General features: G+C 52.9%; 17 protein-coding genes and 4 tRNA genes. 7 read left to right on the top strand and 14 right to left on the bottom strand.

What is annotated here, in order from left to right:
• From secE to CA264_RS19300, 7 genes are all read right to left on the bottom strand, one after another.
• A complete protein-coding gene (gene secE / locus CA264_RS19330; RefSeq protein ID WP_025609039.1) occupies positions 1-192 on the bottom strand; it encodes a preprotein translocase subunit SecE in 192 nt (63 codons plus the stop codon).
• Between the two features lie 29 nt (positions 193-221).
• A tRNA-Trp gene (locus tag CA264_RS19325) sits at positions 222-294 on the bottom strand.
• A gap of 109 nt (positions 295-403) precedes the next feature.
• On the bottom strand, positions 404-1,591 hold the full coding sequence (tuf, locus tag CA264_RS19320) for an elongation factor Tu (protein WP_025609038.1): 1,188 nt from the start codon (positions 1,589-1,591) through the stop codon (positions 404-406).
• A 73-nt stretch (positions 1,592-1,664) separates the two neighbouring features.
• Positions 1,665-1,736: transfer RNA gene (locus tag CA264_RS19315), tRNA-Thr, on the bottom strand.
• A gap of 108 nt (positions 1,737-1,844) precedes the next feature.
• Positions 1,845-1,917, bottom strand: a tRNA-Gly gene (locus tag CA264_RS19310).
• A 79-nt stretch (positions 1,918-1,996) separates the two neighbouring features.
• A tRNA-Tyr gene (locus CA264_RS19305) sits at positions 1,997-2,079 on the bottom strand.
• Between the two features lie 206 nt (positions 2,080-2,285).
• Positions 2,286-4,778: a M1 family aminopeptidase gene (locus CA264_RS19300; protein ID WP_084196293.1), complete on the bottom strand. Its 2,493-nt coding sequence runs from the start codon at positions 4,776-4,778 to the stop codon at positions 2,286-2,288.
• A gap of 85 nt (positions 4,779-4,863) precedes the next feature.
• On the opposite strand from CA264_RS19300, the gene CA264_RS19295 reads away from it, so the two are divergent.
• The 3 genes from CA264_RS19295 to frr all read left to right on the top strand — a co-directional run bounded on the left by CA264_RS19295 (position 4,864) and on the right by frr (position 6,837).
• Complete coding sequence (locus CA264_RS19295) at positions 4,864-5,364, top strand: acyl-CoA carboxylase biotin carboxyl carrier protein subunit (RefSeq protein WP_025609037.1); 501 nt, start codon at positions 4,864-4,866, stop codon at positions 5,362-5,364.
• An 80-nt stretch (positions 5,365-5,444) separates the two neighbouring features.
• On the top strand, positions 5,445-6,221 hold the full coding sequence (gene pyrH / locus CA264_RS19290; RefSeq protein ID WP_025609036.1) for a UMP kinase: 777 nt from the start codon (positions 5,445-5,447) through the stop codon (positions 6,219-6,221).
• A gap of 52 nt (positions 6,222-6,273) precedes the next feature.
• The gene (gene frr, locus CA264_RS19285; protein ID WP_025609035.1) at positions 6,274-6,837 is read left to right on the top strand and encodes a ribosome recycling factor; all 564 of its coding nucleotides are present in this window, start codon (positions 6,274-6,276) and stop codon (positions 6,835-6,837) included.
• Between the two features lie 141 nt (positions 6,838-6,978).
• Here frr and nadD read toward each other — a convergent pair whose 3' ends face one another.
• The 4 genes from nadD to CA264_RS19265 are packed head-to-tail and all read right to left on the bottom strand — an operon-like array spanning position 6,979 to position 9,041.
• Positions 6,979-7,551 carry a nicotinate (nicotinamide) nucleotide adenylyltransferase gene (gene nadD, locus CA264_RS19280; protein WP_025609034.1) on the bottom strand — a complete coding sequence of 191 codons (573 nt, stop codon included), beginning with the start codon at positions 7,549-7,551 and terminating at the stop codon, positions 6,979-6,981.
• Positions 7,548-8,132: a guanylate kinase gene (gene gmk / locus CA264_RS19275; protein WP_025609033.1), complete on the bottom strand. Its 585-nt coding sequence runs from the start codon at positions 8,130-8,132 to the stop codon at positions 7,548-7,550. Before gmk ends, nadD begins: the two co-directional genes overlap by 4 nt.
• A gap of 6 nt (positions 8,133-8,138) precedes the next feature.
• Positions 8,139-8,420, bottom strand: a complete 282-nt coding sequence (locus CA264_RS19270) for an anti-sigma factor family protein (RefSeq protein ID WP_025609032.1) — start codon at positions 8,418-8,420, stop codon at positions 8,139-8,141.
• Between the two features lie 27 nt (positions 8,421-8,447).
• Complete coding sequence (locus tag CA264_RS19265) at positions 8,448-9,041, bottom strand: sigma-70 family RNA polymerase sigma factor (RefSeq protein ID WP_025609031.1); 594 nt, start codon at positions 9,039-9,041, stop codon at positions 8,448-8,450.
• Positions 9,042-9,349: 308 nt separating this feature from the next.
• On the opposite strand from CA264_RS19265, the gene CA264_RS19260 reads away from it, so the two are divergent.
• A complete protein-coding gene (locus CA264_RS19260; RefSeq protein ID WP_025609030.1) occupies positions 9,350-10,090 on the top strand; it encodes a class I SAM-dependent methyltransferase in 741 nt (246 codons plus the stop codon).
• Between the two features lie 60 nt (positions 10,091-10,150).
• Positions 10,151-11,245 (top strand): glycosyltransferase family 4 protein, encoded by a 1,095-nt coding sequence (locus CA264_RS19255; RefSeq protein WP_025609029.1) that lies wholly within the window; start codon positions 10,151-10,153, stop codon positions 11,243-11,245.
• Between the two features lies 1 nt (position 11,246).
• Here CA264_RS19255 and CA264_RS19250 read toward each other — a convergent pair whose 3' ends face one another.
• Positions 11,247-12,017, bottom strand: a complete 771-nt coding sequence (locus CA264_RS19250; RefSeq protein ID WP_025609028.1) for a glycosyltransferase family 2 protein — start codon at positions 12,015-12,017, stop codon at positions 11,247-11,249.
• A gap of 287 nt (positions 12,018-12,304) precedes the next feature.
• Between CA264_RS19250 and CA264_RS19245 the strand changes: the two genes are divergently transcribed.
• Together CA264_RS19245 and CA264_RS19240 are read left to right on the top strand one after the other, a co-directional pair.
• Complete coding sequence (locus CA264_RS19245; protein ID WP_025609027.1) at positions 12,305-15,277, top strand: ligand-binding sensor domain-containing protein; 2,973 nt, start codon at positions 12,305-12,307, stop codon at positions 15,275-15,277.
• Between the two features lie 29 nt (positions 15,278-15,306).
• Entirely contained in the window at positions 15,307-16,053 is a 747-nt protein-coding gene (locus tag CA264_RS19240) for a LytR/AlgR family response regulator transcription factor (RefSeq protein ID WP_025609026.1), read from the top strand.
• Between the two features lie 130 nt (positions 16,054-16,183).
• Here the strand turns inward: CA264_RS19240 and ahcY are convergent, their stop codons facing one another.
• Positions 16,184-17,491, bottom strand: a complete 1,308-nt coding sequence (gene ahcY, locus CA264_RS19235) for an adenosylhomocysteinase (protein ID WP_025609025.1) — start codon at positions 17,489-17,491, stop codon at positions 16,184-16,186.
• 166 nt (positions 17,492-17,657) lie between these two features.
• Positions 17,658-18,353, bottom strand: a complete 696-nt coding sequence (locus CA264_RS19230; protein ID WP_025609024.1) for a DUF4397 domain-containing protein — start codon at positions 18,351-18,353, stop codon at positions 17,658-17,660.
• Positions 18,354-18,479 lie beyond the last annotated feature (126 nt).

The raw sequence follows: 18,479 nt of genomic DNA, 5'->3' as shown, positions 1-18,479 counted from the left end.
TTAAAACTGGTTGTAAAACCAAGTCAGCACAGTATCGAACCCAAAGTCCATTGCGCCAACCACAAGAGCAAAAATCAAAGAACCGATCAACACCAGCACCGAGCTGTTCTGCAGCTCAGAGTATGTTGGCCAGGAGACTCTATCTTTCATCTCCTCCACAGTATCGTTAATATAGGTCCTTATGTTGCTCATCGCTTCGCTTACCAGATAGTGAAAAATTGCACGGGTGGAGAGACTCGAACTCCCAGCCAATGGTTTTGGAGACCACTACTCTACCAATTGAGCTACACCCGTAAAAAAATGCACGCCACTTTTTTAAATGGAGTGCAAATTTATCCATAAGTTTTATGAAAACAAACCCGTTCTTAAAAAACTTTTCCAAGAACGGGTTTGAAACATATTATTAGTCAAGGATTTCAGTTACCTGACCGGCACCTACAGTTCTACCACCCTCACGGATAGCGAAACGCAGACCTTTCTCCATCGCTACAGCGTTGATCAGGTTCACCTCGATAGTGATGTTATCACCTGGCATAACCATTTCTACGCCTTCTGGAAGCATGATCTCGCCAGTAACGTCTGTCGTTCTGAAGTAGAACTGTGGACGGTACTTGTTGAAGAATGGCGTGTGACGGCCACCTTCTTCTTTAGAAAGAACGTAAACTTCGGCTTTGAATTTAGTGTGAGGCTTAACTGAACCTGGCTTACAGATAACCATACCACGACGGATATCAGTTTTCTCAATACCACGAAGCAGCAGACCTACGTTGTCACCAGCTTCACCTCTGTCAAGGATCTTGCGGAACATCTCCACACCAGTAACTGTAGACTTCAGGTTCTCAGCACCCATACCAAGGATTTCAACCGGCTCACCTGAGTTGATTACACCACGCTCGATACGGCCAGTAGCTACTGTACCACGACCAGTGATTGAGAACACGTCCTCAACTGGCATCAAGAATGGAAGGTCAACCAGACGCTCTGGAAGTGGAATCCAGCTATCAACAGCATCCATCAGCTCTTCGATAGTTTTCACCCACTTGTCGTCGCCGTTAAGGCCACCAAGAGCTGAACCCTGAATCACTGGAATGTTATCGCCATCGAACTCGTAGAAAGAAAGCAGTTCACGGATTTCCATCTCAACCAGCTCAAGAAGCTCTGGGTCGTCCACCATGTCCACTTTGTTCATGAATACTACCAGCTGAGGTACACCTACCTGACGGGCAAGAAGGATGTGCTCACGCGTCTGTGGCATAGGACCATCAGTAGCAGCAACCACTAGGATAGCACCGTCCATCTGGGCAGCACCAGTAACCATGTTCTTCACGTAGTCAGCGTGACCTGGGCAGTCAACGTGAGCATAGTGACGGTTTTCTGTAGCGTATTCTACGTGAGAAGTATTGATAGTAATACCTCTTTCTTTTTCTTCAGGAGCGTTGTCAATTGAAGAGAAGTCACGAAGCGAAGCCAGACCTTTCTTAGCCAACACAGTAGTGATAGCAGCTGTAAGAGTAGTCTTACCGTGGTCAACGTGACCAATAGTACCGATATTTACGTGCGGTTTGGAACGGTCAAATGTTTCTTTAGCCATTGTATGATATTAAATTAAGGTTAAAACGTTTAAGTTTATGTCGCGCTTTTAAATATACACGTAACGGACTGTGAGCCAACGATGGGAATTGAACCCACGACCCCTTCCTTACCAAGGAAGTACTCTACCCCTGAGCTACGTCGGCTTTTGAATCCACCAGAAAACTACAACCCTATTTACACTAAAAAGGAAGCTCATCTGCATGAATTTCCTTCTCCAGTCCTTTTAGTAAATATGTTTTCTGACTTAAATGAGCGGGAGACGAGGGTCGAACTCGCGGCCTATAGCTTGGAAGGCTATCGCTCTACCAACTGAGCTACTCCCGCTTACTTTAATTTTGAATGAGTGAATAATTGAATGCCTGAATACACAATTCACTCATTCGCTTATTCACTCATTCAGTTGTGGGGAGAGCAGGATTCGAACCTGCGAAGTCGTAAGACAACGGAGTTACAGTCCGTCCCATTTGGCCGCTCTGGAATCTCCCCGAAACTTAATCCTACATCAAAACAGCAGAACTTTTCCCTTAAAACCTCACCGCTTCTGCCGTGTTCTTCGTTCTAAGTGGATGCAAAATTAAGCGCTTTTTTATCGAAGTCAAACATTCCGGTAAAAAAATGTTAAAAAATTTCGCGCAGGCTTACGCACCGTACATTTCCAGCAGGCGCGCGTCCTTCTCATTGGCCTTGATCTGCTACAGCAAAGCCTGCACCTCCGGCTTCTCCGACATCACCATAAGTGCCTGATAGGCAGCCGCGCGCACGTAGTACAACCGGTGGTGCTGCGCCAGGTCGGCCAGCAGGGAAATCACTTCGGGGGTGTTCGTCTCGCTGTTTCCGGCCAGGTAGGCGCCAAAGCTTTGCAGGAGGTAATAAAGTTCGCCGCCGCTTGCTGCCTTCATCTGTTTCATAAACCAGCCGTACTTTTCAGGGCCGGCCTCCACGGCATAAAGGGTGGCCAGGGCCAGCACTATTTCCTCGTTGGTCTCACCCTCAAACCGGGCAAGCTTCTTCGGCGCGTCCGCCGCACCGGTGCCCGCGTAGGCAAGTATGGCGGCGGCGCTGGCCTGGTAGGAACTGTCGCGCATGGCTTTTTCAAACACCGGTTTATACTTGTTGCCGTTCCAGCCTGCCAGGGCAAGTATGGCGTCGGCCCGCACGGCTCCTTTTTCGTCCTGTGTGGCCATTTCCTTTACCTTCGGCTCTACCGGCGCTGCCTGCCCCTCCTTTAGCTGGCTGAGCATGTTTATGGCTTTGCTTCGGACCATCCAGTATTCATCCCGCAGGGCCTGCTGGTACATGCTGAGCACCTGCGGGCGGGCCGCCTGCTCCTGTAGTTCCTCCAGCGCCTCGAGCTTCAGGGCCAGCTGTTCGGCGTTGTGGAATTGGAAGAGCAGCTCCTGCTCTGTTTTCTCCTGCTCCACCACCCCCAGTAGCTGCTGCTCCGGGTCCAGCAACACCAGCTGCGGCTGCTCCGCCACATCAAAGGTAAAGAGCTGCTCGGCCTTGTCTACCACCACCGGGTGCACCTGCTTTTTGCCCCCCGCCCACACGGCGACGTTTAGCGGCAGGCGGTACAGCGGCGCATAGGTTGTGTCCTGCATCTGCCGGACGTACAGCTTTACCTGCCCGTTGGCGTAGGTTTGCTCCACTTTCAGCTCCGGGTGCCCCGGCTGCATAAACCACTGGTCAAAGAACCACATCAAGTCACGGCCTGTCACATCCTCGAAGGCCATGCGCAGCTCCGCCACCTCTACATCGGAGAACTTGTTTCGCGTTAGGTATAAGTTGAGCGAGGCCCACCAGGCTTCGTCGCCAACCAACTGGCGCAGCATGTGCAGCACGCGGCCGCCTTTGGCGTAGGAGTGGCTGTCGAACATGTCTTCGCGGTCTTTGTAGTAGTAGCGGATGAGCGGCTCCCGCTTTTCCTGCGCCTCATCCAGGTACTGGCTTAGCTCATCCATCTGCAGGTAGGCGGCCTCGTCTGCGCCGTACTTGTGCTCGGCCCACAGGTACTCGGAGTAGTTGGCGAAAGCCTCGTTCAGGGGCAGGTTGGCCCAGGACTCCGTCGTTACGTAGTCTCCGAACCACTGGTGGAACAGCTCATGCGCGATAATACCGTCCCAGCTCTTATCGAGCAGCTCGCGCTCGTTTAGCTGCAGATCCTCCATAAAGGTGGAGGCCGAGGTGTTCTCCATCGCCCCCGACACAAAATCGCGCACGACCACCTGCGCATACTTTGGCCACGGGTAAGCCACTCCCAGCTTCTGCGAGAAAAACTCCATCATTTCGGGCGTGTTGCCGAATACTTTCTTGGCTGTATTTTTATAGGCCGGCTCCACATAGTAGTTCACCTCCCTGTCGCGCCACTTGTCCTGCACCACGGCAAAGTCGCCGATGGCCAGCATGGCCAGGTACGGGGCGTGGGGCAGCTCTTGCTTCCAGTAATCTGTTTTGGTGCCGTCGGCGTTCTGCCGCGAGTAGATAAACTCGCCGTTGGACAGGGTTTTATACTTGGGGTCTACCGTAACGTAGATTTCCTGCGTCATGCGCTCGTTGGGCGCATCGATGGTGGGGAACCAGGCCGAGCTGGCCTCCGTTTCGCCCTGCGTCCAGATCTGCTGCGGCTTGTTCGGCTCCTTCCCCAGCGGGTTGATAAAGTACAGGCCCTTATCCGCTGTAATGGCATCGGAGCCACCGGTCGGCAGCTCGTTCGGCTTGGCTGTGTAGTCTACCTCAATGGTGTACTGCTCCTCGCGGGTGTAGGCCTTACCCAAGTCAATCGTCAGCTTTTGGCCGTCATAGTCAAACTCCAGCGGCGTTCCGTCGTAGCCTTGCATTAGGTATACGCTGTGGATATCCATGCCTTTGGCATCCAGCACCAACTGGCGCTGCGGGTAGAAGTATGGCTTTGCCGTAATCTCCGCCAAACCGTGCAGGTACTGTTTCTCCCAGTCAAAGCTCACGCGCAGGGTGGTGTGCAGCAGGTCGCTCTCCTTGGTTCGGGAGGGGTTAAAGGCATACTTTTTCGATGCCCACACGGGCACAGCGTCGGCGGGGGCTGCTTTGGCTTTGCGTGCAGCCGGGGCAGGGGCTTTTGTCGCTACAACGGCTTTATTGGTGTTGCAGCCACTCGTAAAGGCCATGGCAGCCGCTAAACCTACTATGCTCAGAAACCTATGATTCATGCTTGGAATGATTTAATTTTGAGGTGAAGTTCTAAAAATACTCTGAGAAACCACTAACTTTAAGGTCAAAACCATACGAAAGAAGATGCTTCAGGTAAAAACCGGTAACGACAAAACATGGCAGGTTGATATTCAGAAAGATGGTATCTCCCTAAACGGAACACCTTTTGGCTGGGACGTCTCGCCTATCGGCCCCAATACCTACCACATCATCAAAGGCTCCCGCTCCTTCACCGCGGAGGTAGTTTCGGCTAATTACCAGGAAAAGACCTTCAACTTTAAGATAAACGGTGCCATACAGACTGTTAGCGTTAAAGACCGTTTTGACCTGCTGCTGGACAAGCTGGGCATGAGCAACGCCAACGCCAACAAGGTGAATGACGTGAAAGCGCCCATGCCGGGGCTTATACTTGAGATTAAGGTAGAGCCGGGCCAGGAAGTAAAGAAAGGCGACCCGATCATGATCCTGGAGGCGATGAAGATGGAGAACATCCTTAAGTCGCCGGGCGATGGCGTCGTAAAGGAAATAAAGGTGCAGACCAGGCAAAACGTAGAAAAGAGCCAGGTGCTGATCCTTTTTCAATAGATATTTGTTAGCGAGAGCGGCTGCCACGGTGGCCGCTTCTTTGTGTTAAAAGAATTCAAAACCTATACAGATAAAATACCGTGAAGTATAAACGAATTTTGCTAAAGCTGAGTGGCGAGGCACTGATGGGCGAACAGCAGTACGGCATCGACTCTAACAGACTGATTCAGTATGCCGAAGAGATTAAAGAGGTAGCCGCCCTGGGTGTGGAAGTGGCCGTAGTGATTGGCGGAGGTAATATTTTCAGGGGCGTGCAGGCGGAGCAGGTTGGGCTGGACCGTGTGCAGGGAGACTACATGGGCATGCTGGCGACCGTTATCAACAGCATGGCACTGCAAAGCGCCCTCGAGAAACTGGGCGTGTACACGCGACTGCTCTCCGGCATCAACATTCAGCAAGTATGCGAGCCCTACATCCGCCGCCGCGCCGTGCGCCACCTGGAGAAGGGCCGTGTGGTAATCTTTGGCGCCGGCACCGGTAACCCGTACTTCACAACCGATTCGGCCGCCTCGCTGCGCGCCATCGAGATTGAGGCCGACGTGGTACTGAAAGGCACCCGTGTGGACGGCATTTACTCTGCTGACCCGGAGAAAGACCCGAACGCCGTATTCTACTCCCAGATCTCGTTTAAGGACGTTTTCGAGCAGGGGCTGAACGTAATGGACATGACAGCCTTTACGCTGTGCAAAGAGAATGACCTCCCTATTATCGTGTTCGACATGAACACGCAGGGCAACCTGAAGCGCCTGGTGCAGGGCGAGCGCGTGGGAACGCTCGTGAGCATGGACGACCTCGGCGAAACGCTGAAGGAAACGGTAGACCAGATGCAGTCGGGGCCAAAAGGCGACAAAAAATAAAATTTGCTATTTTTGCCCAGAAATTTTTCAGAACAAGAATAAGTAAACAGATATGACGGAAGAAATTCAGTTTTACCTAAGCGAGGCGGAGGAGTCTATGCAGAAGGCCTTGCAGCATACCAGCAGCGAGCTAACCAAAATCAGAGCGGGTAAGGCCTCCCCTGCCATGATCGAGCACCTGCGCGTAGACTACTACGGCAACCCGACTCCAATTTCCCAGGTTGCCAACGTTGCTGCACCGGATGCACGCACGCTGCTTATCAAGCCTTGGGAGAAGAACATGCTTGGTGAGATCAACAAAGCCATCAAGAACAGCGACCTTGGCCTGAACCCACAGCAAGAGGCTGACGCGGTTCGCCTGAACATTCCTGCCCTGACGGAGGAGCGCCGCCGCGACCTGGTAAAGCAGGTGAAGGGAGAAACAGAGAACGGCAAGATCAGCATCCGCAACATCCGTAAAGATGTAAACGACTCGCTGAAGAAGCTGCAGAAGGAAGGCACTGCCGAAGACGCCGTTCGCGACGCAGAGGGCAAAGTACAGAAGCTGACTGACGCTTACATCGTGAAGATAGATGAGCTGCTTGCCAAGAAGGAAGCGGAGATCATGACGATCTAAATGCGTACCTCGTAGCACGCAGCAAGAAATACGATTACAGAAAAGGCCTTCGATCAAGATCGAAGGCCTTTTCTGTTTTCACTCAAGTTATACTACAAACTGGGCGTGCTACGTGTATCGCGTTACCTGACACGAGGAAAGCTACTGGTAGAGCCGGTGCACCTGGATGTAATCGGCCACCTCATCCGGCACCAGGTACTTTATACTTTTCTCCTCTCGTATGCATTTGCGGATGAACGTGGCGGAGATATCCAGTACAGGAGCTTTCACAAAAGTTACGTTCGGCATGTCCGGCAGCTCCGTGGTAACGGAGCCGGAGCGCGGGTAAACGTAAACCTTGTGAAACGCCAGGATGCTCTCGGCGTTCTTCCACTTCGGAAACAACGACAGGTTGTCCTCCCCCATAATCAGCACAAACTCATAGCTGGGATACTTCTCCTGCAGATAGGTCAGGGTGTCGATGGTGTAGCTCGGCTTGGGCATGCTGAACTCAATGTTCGACACGCCCAGGTTCGGGTTATCGGCTATCGCCAGCGACACCATGTGCAGCCTGTCGAACTCGTGCAGCAGCGTGTTGCTGGGCTTAAACGGGTTCTGCGGAGACACAACCAGCCATACCGTATCCAGGTCGGTGTTGGTGGCCATGAAGTTGGCAAGTATAAGGTGCCCGGTATGGATGGGGTTGAAGGAGCCAAACAGGAGCCCTACCTTCATACGATCGCGGGTTCAGACTTCAGAAAATCATTTACCAGCTTCTCCGCCTCAGTGCAGGCCCGGGTCAGGTCGTCGTTCACGATCACCTTGTCGAACTGGTCCTCAAAGCCCATCTCAAACTTGGCTTTGAACACGCGGCTGCTGATGCTGGAGGCCGAATCGGTGTTGCGGGCCGTCAGGCGCTTGGCCAGCTCGTCTATGGACGGTGGCTTAACGAATACGGCCAGTGCTCTTTCTTTGTAAAAATGCTTTATACTTAATCCTCCTTTTACGTCTACGTCCAGAATAACGTGCTTGCCGCTCTTCCAGATCCGTTCGATTTCAGACTTTAATGTACCGTAGAAAGCGCCCTCGTATACCTCCTCCCACTCTACAAACTCATCGTTTGCGATTTTCTTCTTAAAATCCTCGGGCGTGATAAAGTAGTAGTCTTTGCCATTCTCTTCGGTGCGGCCGCGCTTGTCGCGGGTGCAGGCCGAGATAGAGAAATTCAGCTGGGGGTTTACGCTGAGCAGGTGCTTTACAATAGTGGTTTTACCGGCACCGGATGGCGCCGAGAAGATGATAATCTTGCCTTGCATTAGGGGTTATAACGTTTCTTGAATCCTCGCTTTTATAGACTGCACCAGGCTATGTGGTACAATCACGCGCTTCAGGTGGCCGGTTATCAGCCCTTTCAAGAGCTTTTGTTTTTGATGGTTCTCGAAGCAGCTGACGCAGTCTTCAATATGGTGGTTGAAGAACTTCTGTTCCTCGGGGGACGCCTCGCCGTCAATCATCAGGTCTAGCATGTGAGATACCTGCTCACAGTCGGCCGTACGCGCATCGCCAGGTGCTTTTGGGTATACTTCTGTAATTTTTGATTCCATCTTAACTCAAACTCTTAATTTTCTTCTCTAACTGTTATATCCCATGCCTTTAGCATACTTTTCCAACTTCTCTTTCAAAGAGTTCCGGGCTCGGTGCAACCTGGAGCGTACGGTGCCTATGGGGATGTCCAATATCTTGGCCATCTCTTCGTAGGTAAAGCCTTCCAAATCACAAAGTATAATCACTGTCCTAAAGTCCACGGGCAGAGCATTCAGGGCGCTGGCCACCTCGTCGCCGATCAGGTCCTGCACGCTTTCAGTGCGCATGTCGGTCGTGGATGCCACGCCGCTCTCACCTTCCACGTCCTCGGAGTTGTAATACCCCTCCACCTCGCTGTAGTCTACCTTGGCAGGCTGTTTGCTCTTCTTCCGGAACTCGTTAATGAAAGAGTTCTTCAGGATTCGGAACAGCCATGCTTTTGCATTAGTTCCTTGCTCGAAGTAGTCAAAAAAGCGGTATGCCTTCAGGTAAGTCTCCTGTACCAGGTCGTTGGCGTCGTCTTCGTCTAAGGTGAGCCTGTAGGCAAAATTGTACAGAGGGTCCAGCACAGGAAGCAGTTCGGCCTCGAACCGTGCGTCCTTTTCCTCTTTACTAAGCTGTTTACCTGTTTGCTCGCTCATTTACTTTAATGGATTTTGTACTTTAGTGAAGTCCTCCATCGCGCGTAATACGCAAATATAGGAATTTTAATTACATACCACGCTTGGGGCTTAAGGGTTACGGCCTGCCTGCCCAAATGTGCTTGTATGGTCTTATACGTAGCATTTTTAAAGTTGCAGGCATTATTGTATTTAAGTACAATATTTTCTCCGGAACTGAAACTTGATTACCATTGAAGATAATTTGTTATATTTAGTAGGCGATCATCATTTGTAGCCATAAGTATTGCAAACCCTAAACCGATCAGCACCTGTTACTCCTGATTCTTATGAGAAGAAGTTATAAAGGCATCCCCATCAATACCTCCAAGAACACCCACGAAACCGTCTTTAACCTACTGCCAGCCGACAAAGGAGCCCGTATTCTTGATGTTCCCTCCGGAGCAGGCGCATTTACCCAACGGCTGAAGGACAATGGCTACAGCAACATTGTCAGCGTTGATGTTGTAAACGGGCTGCAGATAGCGCATGACCAGTTTATCCAGGGCGACATGACCAAGCCCCTGCCGTTTGAGGACAACTCAGTGGATGTGGTTGTTTGTATAGACGGCATTGAGCACATCAACAAGCAGTTTGACTTCGCCAGGGAAGTGAACAGGATACTAAAGCCCGGCGGCTACTTTATCGTTTCTACCCCTAACATCAGCTCGCTGCACTCCCGCTTCAGGTGGTTCTTAACAGGCCACCACAACAAGTGCAAGTCGCCGCTGGATGAGCAAAGGCCTGACCCCTCCCACCACATTGCCATGATCTCCTACCCGGAGATGCGCTACCTCCTGCACTCCAGCAACTTTAGGATTGACGTAGTAACGACAAACCAGACAAAGCCTGCCTCCTGGCTGTACCTTCCGCTAGTGCCCCTCGCTTACCTCACCACAAAGATGGTGTACAGTAAGGAGGAGAAAGACCAGGACCAGCGAACGCGCAACAGGCAGATTATCTCTCAAACACACTCAAAGCCTGTCCTCTTTGGGGAAACAATGATTGTAAGAGCGCAAAAGGTAGGCTAACTTTGGCGCCAAAGCCTGTCATCCGGCTTTCTACACGACTGTAAGAACCAACACAACGGAATGCGCATACTACATCTGGTATCAGAGAAAACATGGAGAGGCGGTGAGCAACAGGTGGCCTACCTGATAGAGGAGCTCGACAAGCAGGGAGTAACCAACCTGGTAGCGTGCCGGCAGCACTCTGCCTTTCATACTTACTGCCAGCAACAACAGCTGCCGCACCTGGCCCTGCCATTCGCCAATGAGTTTGATGTAGTAACGGCACTGCGGGTAAAAGCCTACAGCAAGCAAAACAAGGTTGATTTAATGCACGTGCACAGCGGCCACTCGCATGCCATTAGTGTGCTGTCGCATGTGCTTGGCAACACCCTGCCTATTATACTTAGCCGCCGCGTGGATTTCCCGGTTAAGAACAATCTGCTCTCCCGGTTAAAGTATAACTACAAAGGCATTAAGCGCGTTGTTTGCGTTTCTGATAAAATAAAGGAAGTAGTATCAGCAAGCCTGAAGCACCCTGAGCTCTGTGTAACGGTGCACAGTGGCGTTGACCTTAGCCGCTTTGCCAACAGCAAAAAGGACGGTAAGCTCCACCGCGAGTTTAACCTGCCTCCATCAGCCCCGCTTATTGGCAATGTGTCTGCCATCGCCCCACACAAAGACTATTATACCTTTGTAGATACCGCTGAACTGGTGCTAAAGCAGCACCCTGAGGCATTTTTCTTTATTGTTGGAGATGGCCCGCTGCGAGAGGAAATAAAGGCTTACGTGCAGCAAAAGAAGCTGCAGCAGTCCTTTGTCTTCACAGGCTTCAGAAATAATGTCCCCCAGCTGATGCCGGAGCTGGACGTGATGCTGGTTACCTCCGAGACGGAAGGGCTGGGAACGACCATCCTGGATGCCTTTGCCTGCCAGGTACCGGTAGTTGCGACCAAGGCTGGTGGCATACCAGAAATCGTGCGGAACGAAGACACAGGGCTGCTGGCACCTGTAAAATCGCCGGCCATACTTGCCGAGAAAGTGCACCAGGTGCTCACCAACGCGGCCCTGCGCAGCACTATCATACAGGGGGCGAGCAAACTTCTGCAGGAGTTCTCGAAGGAGAACACAGCGCTGCGCACCTTAGCCGTTTACAAAGAAGTACTGCAGCAAGTATAGATCAGCTGCCCCTGTTAACCTGCTTGTTGTGCATGTACAGCTTGACGTACTTGTAGTAAACAGACACGGCAGAAGAAACAGAAATGATAAACCCCTCCGGCCCATCCATAAAACCGCGCTTTAAGATATAGGCCCTGAAAAAGCGGAAGGCAGGTTTCAGGATTACCATCGGCAGCGACACAGTCTTTCCATCCCGAATCAGGGCTTTAGACGAAGCATCCGTAAACCTGTTTATCTGCCCCAGGTGCTGCGACACACTGTAGTACGAGTAGTGCAGCAGGTCGCCCTGCAGGTGCTGCAGTTTGGCTCCTTTGCTCAGGATGATCTTATCGTGGGGGTTCTCGCCTCCCCAGGTGGCCTTGCTGCGGTCAAACAGGCGCACTTTGGTGTCCGGGTACCAACCGGAGTGGTGAATCCACTTGCCGCAGTAGTTGGTGAGGCGGTTCATACTGTAGGCGTCGGCCTGCCAGTTGCTTTTTGCCGCCAGCACGGCCTGCTCCAGATCCGGCGACAGGGCCTCATCGGCATCCAGCGAGAGCACGTGGTAGTGGGCAGCCTGGGTTAAGGCATAGTTCTTCTGCTCTATGTGCCCCTCAAAGGGATGCTCCACAAACCGGCACCCGAAAGAAAGGCAGATCTCCTTCGTACGGTCCGTTGAGAAAGAGTCTACCACAACGATTTCATCAGCCACGTTTCTGACTGACTCCAGGCAGCGCGCAATGTTACGCTCTTCGTTGAAGGTGATAACGACTACTGAGATGCTTACAGGCATAGAGGCAAGAGTATTACTACCAGAAAAAGAAATTACCTTGTTTCGGCTTTCAGGCAGCTAGCAAGCGCCTGCCGAAGTGCCCAAAGTTACTCATTTCTCAACTTTAGCCTCTTTCACTACTAAACATTTAACGTTTACAGCCAAAAACAGCGTTCTAGCCAAGAACACGCAACCATTTCCCTTATACTTTTTCACAGAGCATGCGTAAGGAGTCTATACCTTAACCGCTTTCGCGTTGGATCCTGACCAGGAGAGACCCGCCACCGGAGGCAAAACGGAGACAACGAATGCACTGCTTGCGCGCCATCCTTTTCCTATGTCTGCTCCTGACCACTGCTGTTGGCGCTGCACAGCAGTACAACATCCGTAGCTGGACCCTGGAGCAAGGCCTGCCGCAGTCGCAGGTGATGGCCATACAACAGGACCACGAAGGGTTTCTCTGGCTGGCTACCCGCGCCGGCCTCAGCCGCTTTAACGGCACCGACTTTACCACCTATACCAAGGAAGAAGGGCTGAGCAGCCACAACATCTCCACGCTTTTCCTGGACAGCCGCCATCGGCTCTGGGTCGGCACGACGGACGCCGGCCTGCTGCTCTTCAATGGGGTTTCCTTTCAGCCGTACGGGCAAGAGCAGGGGGTCGGGGCAAAAGCCGTACGGGGCATAACAGAGGATAAGGCAGGCAAGCTGTGGCTGGCAACCGATAACGGCGTGTACTCCCTGGCCAGGGAGGGCATGCTGAAATACGCCTCCCTGCCCGACCTAAACTACACCGCTGTTACTGCTACCCCTACCGGAGAACTATGGGCGGGCACAGCAGACAACGGCCTTTACAGGGTGAAAGGCAGCCAGACAACGCACTTCACCGCCGGCAACAGTGAGCTTCCCTCCAACCACATCACCGCGTTGTCCGTCAGCAAAAGCCACGAAGTATGGATCGGCACGGCAAAGGGCCTGGCACAGGCGGAGCAAACTACCCTCAGCAGAGTTCAACTGCCGCAGCACCTCGATAGCAGCCGTATTACCAGCTTTACCAGCGATCACTATAATAACCTCTGGGTGGGGCTGCAGCGCAACGGCCTCCTCAAGTATAACGGTGACTCCTTTACACATATCACCCGAAACGGCGGGCTCCGCACCAACCGCATCACGGCGCTGTCCACCGATAAGGAGGGCAATGTATGGATCGGCACCAACGGATACGGCCTGCAGCAACATATGGCTCCCTGGTTTGTGCATTTCTTCGAGTTCCCCAACCTCACAGAGCCCCGCGTTACCGCTATCGCCCAGGACAGGAACGGCACCCTCTGGCTCGGCACCGATGAGGGAGAGCTGGCAAAGATGGAGCAGCACAACCTGACATGGCTCAGCAGGAAGCCCTGGCCCCAGGGCACCACCGTCTACAGCTTTCTACCGACACCGGAGGCGCTCTGGGCCTGTACCAGCAACGGCGTTTGGCGCCTGGCGCAGCAAACCACCACGCACTACAGCACCGCCGAGGGGCTTCCCTCCTTGGATGTGTACCAGGCTACAGCAGGCCCGGACGGGCAGCTGTACTTGGCAACAGGAGGCGGTGTGGCTGTGCTGCAAGGCAGCACCTTCCGGCTGCTTCCCTCTCCGGAGGGCACGCTCAAGGCCAACTCTATCCTGCGCGACAGCAAGGGCCGGATCTGGGCTGGCGGCGACAAAGGCATCTTTCGGGTTGAGCGGGGCCAGGTAGTGCAGCCCCCGGAGCTGCAGGGCCTGCACCTGACGGAGGTGCGGTCCATCACAGAAGACAAGAAGGGCGTGCTGTACTTCGCGGCCTTCAACACGGGCATCCTTATGCTGCAGGGCACAAAGGCAACGCTCGTTACTGCCGCCGAAGGCCTTCCGAGCGAGGCTGTTAAAAGCGTGTACGCCGACAGCGCCGATAACCTCTGGGTAGCCACCAGCCGCAACGTGCTGAAAGCCCGTTTGCCGGCGCTGCGCCAGGAAGGCGCTTTTAACCACAGAAGCTACTCAGGGCCCAGCGGTTTCAGAGGAATGGAAGTATGCGACAACGCCATGCTGCAGACGCAGGAAGCTGTGTGGTTTGGCACAACCAAAGGGCTGACAAAGTACCTGCCCGGGCTGGACCGCCGCAACAAAGTGCCCCCCAGGCTGACCTTAACCGAGGTACTGCTGTACTCCAGGCCCACCGACTGGGAAGCACTGGGCTATGCCTACGACAGCCTCACCGGCCTACCGGTAAACCTCCGCCTGCCGCACACCCAGAACCACCTGGCCTTTAATTTTCAGGGTATTTGCCTCTCTGCACCGGAGCAGGTAAAGTATAAGTACAGGCTGGTGGGCTACGAGGATGCCTGGTCGCCGGTAACCAGTCGCTCCTTCTCCACCTATGCCAACCTCTCGCCCGGCACCTACACCTTTGAGCTGATGGGCCAGAACAACGACGGCTACTGGACGCCCCAGCCCCTTACCTACACGTTTTCCATTGTGCCGCCCATCTGGCGCCGGGAGTGGTTTATAGGGGTGCTGCTGGTGGTGATTGCCGGCACCATCCTGAGCGTGGTGCGCCTGCGCGAGCGGAGCCTGGTAAAAATGAACTCCCTGCTGGAGCTAAAGGTGAACCACCGCACGCGCCTGCTGGAGCGCCAGAACAGGGAGAAGGAAATCCTCCTGCAGGAAATCCACCACCGTGTGAAGAACAATCTCCAGATCGTGATCAGCTTGCTTAACCTGCAGGCCCGCCACGTGGAGGACCCATCGGCGCAGGAGGTAATGAAGGCGCTGCGCAGCCGCGTGCGGTCTATGTCGCTGCTGCACGAGCGCCTGTACCAGCACAGCAACCTGGAGCATATCAACCTGGAGGATTACTTTATTGAAATATGTGAAAGCCTTTATGCCTCCTATGGCGTAAGTATGGACAGAATTGCGCTGGAATTGGACGTGCCGGATATAAAAGTAGATGTAGACTCGGCCATAACACTGGGCCTGATCGTAAACGAGCTAGTATCCAATACCTTAAAGTATGCGTTCCAAGAAGGAGAGCACGGTGTGTTGCGCATTGAGCTGATAAGGCACGATGAGGTGCAGTACACCCTGACCGTGAGCGATAACGGACGCGGCTTACCAGAAGACTTTTTCCTGAAACAGCAGAAGGGGCAATCCTTTGGGCTTAAACTAGTACAGTCGCTGAGCAAGAAACTGGAGGGAAATATTCGCTTTTACAACAATAATGGCACAAAATCAATATTATATTTTGTTTTGCCATCGTAATTAAATTTTTAACGTATGAACCTAATGCTATGACAAAACCTAAAATCCTTATATCGGAAGATGAGGTCATCATCGCGGAAGACCTTGCGGCTAGCCTGGAAGAGTTAGGTTACGAGACGTGTGCCATAGATGCAGGTGAAGACACTATAGACATGATCCGGGAAACCCAGCCTGACCTGGTGCTGCTCGATATTAACCTGCGCGGCAGTGCCGACGGGGTTGACATCGGCTCGCGCATCCGCGAAGAGTTCAAGATCCCGTTTATCTACCTCACCGCCTACGCCGATCACGCAACCATCGACCGCGCCAAGAAGACCGAACCCGACGGCTTTCTGGTAAAGCCTTTCGACGAAAAGAGCCTCCGCTCCGCCATTGAAATCGCGCTGTACAAACACGACAGTAGCCAGAAGAACGGAAAAGAGACCAACGGCAACCAGCTGGAGCACAAAGAGCAGGAAGTAACCTCTGACTATATCTTTGTGAAGGTAAAGCACCGCATCATTAAGGTGCATTACAGCGACATCCTCTGGGTGGAGGCCTATGACAACTACTCCTTTATTGTGACCGCCGACCAGAAGTACCTGGTAAGCTCCACCCTGAAGGATATGGAGCATAAGCTGCCGTCGCAGAACTTTGTGCGCGTACACCGCTCCTACATCGCCAACCTGGACAAGATAGAAGCACTGGAGGAGAACTCTGTGGTCTTCTCGAAAGGAGACGTCCCGATCGGGAAGTCTTACAAGAAAGCGCTCATGTCTAAGTTCAACATTATATGACCAAACACTACTACACCTAAAAATACGAAGCGGGTTTACGGCGCCACCTGCCAGGGCGGCCGTGCCCAAAAAGAAAAGGCCGGCGCTTTGCAGCACCGGCCTTCTTTATACATAAACGGGGAAACCCGGATTAGTATCTGTAGTACTCTGGCTTGTACGGCCCTTCTACCTCCACGCCAATGTAACTGGCCTGGTCAGGAGAAAGCTCATCCAGCTCCACACCGATCTTGCTCAGGTGCAGGCGTGCCACTTTCTCATCCAGGTGCTTCGGCAAAGTATAAACCTTGTTCTCGTAAGCCTCTGTGTTTGTCCAAAGCTCCAGCTGCGCCAGCGTCTGGTTAGAGAAAGAGTTAGACATCACAAAAGATGGGTGACCGGTAGCACAGCCCAGGTTCACCAGGCGGCCTTCTGCCAGCACAATAATGTCTTTCCCGTCAATGTTGTACAGGTCAACCTGCGGCTTGATCACGTCTTTGGTGTTGCCGTACGTTTTGTTCAGCCAAGCCATGTCGATCTCGTTGTCGAAGTGGCCGATGTTACAAACGATGGTTTTGTCTTTCATCGAACGGAACTCCTGCTCCCCGATGATGTCTTTGTTGCCAGTAGCTGTTACTACAATGTCAGCCTCTTTTACGGCGTCCACCATTCTTTTCACAGCGAAACCGTCCATAGCAGCCTGCAGTGCGCAGATTGGGTCGATCTCGGTAACGATCACGCGGGCACCGGCACCGCGAAGCGAAGCGGCAGAACCCTTGCCAACGTCACCGTAGCCAGCCACAACAGCCACTTTACCGGCCATCATCACGTCCGTGGCACGGCGGATAGCGTCTACCAGAGACTCCTTACAGCCATACTTGTTATCGAACTTAGACTTGGTTACAGAGTCGTTCACGTTAATGGCAGGCATAGTCAGCGTGCCGTTTTTCATGCGCTCGTACAGGCGGTGCACGCCCGTGGTTGTCTCCTCAGACAAGCCTTTGATACCGGCAGACAGCTCAGGGTACTTGTCCAGCACCATGTTGGTAAGGTCACCACCGTCGTCCAGGATCATGTTGAGCGGCTGGCGGTCTTCCCCGAAGAACAGCGTTTGCTCAATGCACCAGTCAAACTCCTCGGCAGTCATGCCTTTCCAGGCATAAACAGAGATACCGGCAGCAGCAATGGCAGCGGCAGCATGGTCCTGCGTAGAGAAGATGTTGCAGGAAGACCAGGTTACCTCAGCACCCAGCTCTACCAGCGTTTCGATCAGCACAGCCGTCTGGATCGTCATGTGCAGGCAGCCTGCGATGCGTGCGCCTTTCAGCGGCTTGCTTGGGCCGAACTCCTCGCGAATTGCCATCAGGCCAGGCATTTCAGCCTCAGCCAGTCTTATTTCCTTGCGGCCCCAATCGGCCAGCGAGATATCTCTTACTTTGTACTTCAAATATGTCTCTACCATTTTTTGATGATTTTTCAGATGAAAACTCAAATTTACGCAATTTGTTGCGGTTGGTCAATATTACTTAGTCTGAGGCGGTTCTGATTGAGTAGGCCGCACAAAAGACAGCGCCCGCCAAAGGAGGGTGGCGGGCGCTGCAAAGCCAGGTTGTAAAGGAGGAGGCAGTTTAGTCGTTCACGATGACCTCCACGCCCAGATTGTTGTTGTTTCCGGCAGGCGGTGTTAAGAAGCCTTTAGCGAAAACGGTGTAGATCTTGCCTGCTTCGAGGGTAAGGGTAGCCGTTACAGCGGCCAGGTCTGTGCCAACCGGCTGTACTTCCAGCGTGTAAGTGCCCGCATCTACAGGAGTAAAGGCCGTCGCCTCTTTAAACTCCAGGTCCGAGAACAGCTCAGGCCCACCCTGCACAACCACATCCACGTTCGGCGCATCCGGCGACAGGTGCACAACGCGCACATGCGCTTTACCGGCGGCAGGGTCTGTCAGGTTATCCTCCAGCACCAAGGGCTCAATGTTGCCAAGCGTGTTAACGGCAAATACGGTGTAGTCTTTGTCCTCTTCAAACGGCACATCGGCGTTGATAACCGGGCTGCCCACGCCTGCTCCGGCGGCTGTTACTTTAATGTTTCGCGTACCCGCCTCCACATCAAGGTAGCCTGTGTTGCCCGGGTAGTTCAGGGGCGTGGCGTTAACCAGGGTGTTGTCCAGGTACAGGTCTACGGCAGGTGCGTCAGGGGAAGCGTGCACCACCATCACGTTCGCCTCGTCCTCCACAATGTCCAGGTCATCATCGTCGTCGTCACAGCTTGCAAGCACCATGGTAGGCAGCACGGCCACCAGCAGTAGTTTCATCCATTTTCTCATAGCGTTTTTATTTAAGTTTTAAATTTTTGTTGATTATTGGTTTAACTGCCTTTGTTCAATTTTGTTTAATAAATTTTAATAATCATTAAACAAAATATATACTTATTACGGAAGGTGAACGAAATA

It is taken from the genome of Pontibacter actiniarum (assembly GCF_003585765.1).
Lineage (GTDB): Bacteria > Bacteroidota > Bacteroidia > Cytophagales > Hymenobacteraceae > Pontibacter > Pontibacter actiniarum.
Note: the sequence above shows the minus strand (reverse complement) of the source record. Positions and strands in the feature narration are given on the sequence as shown.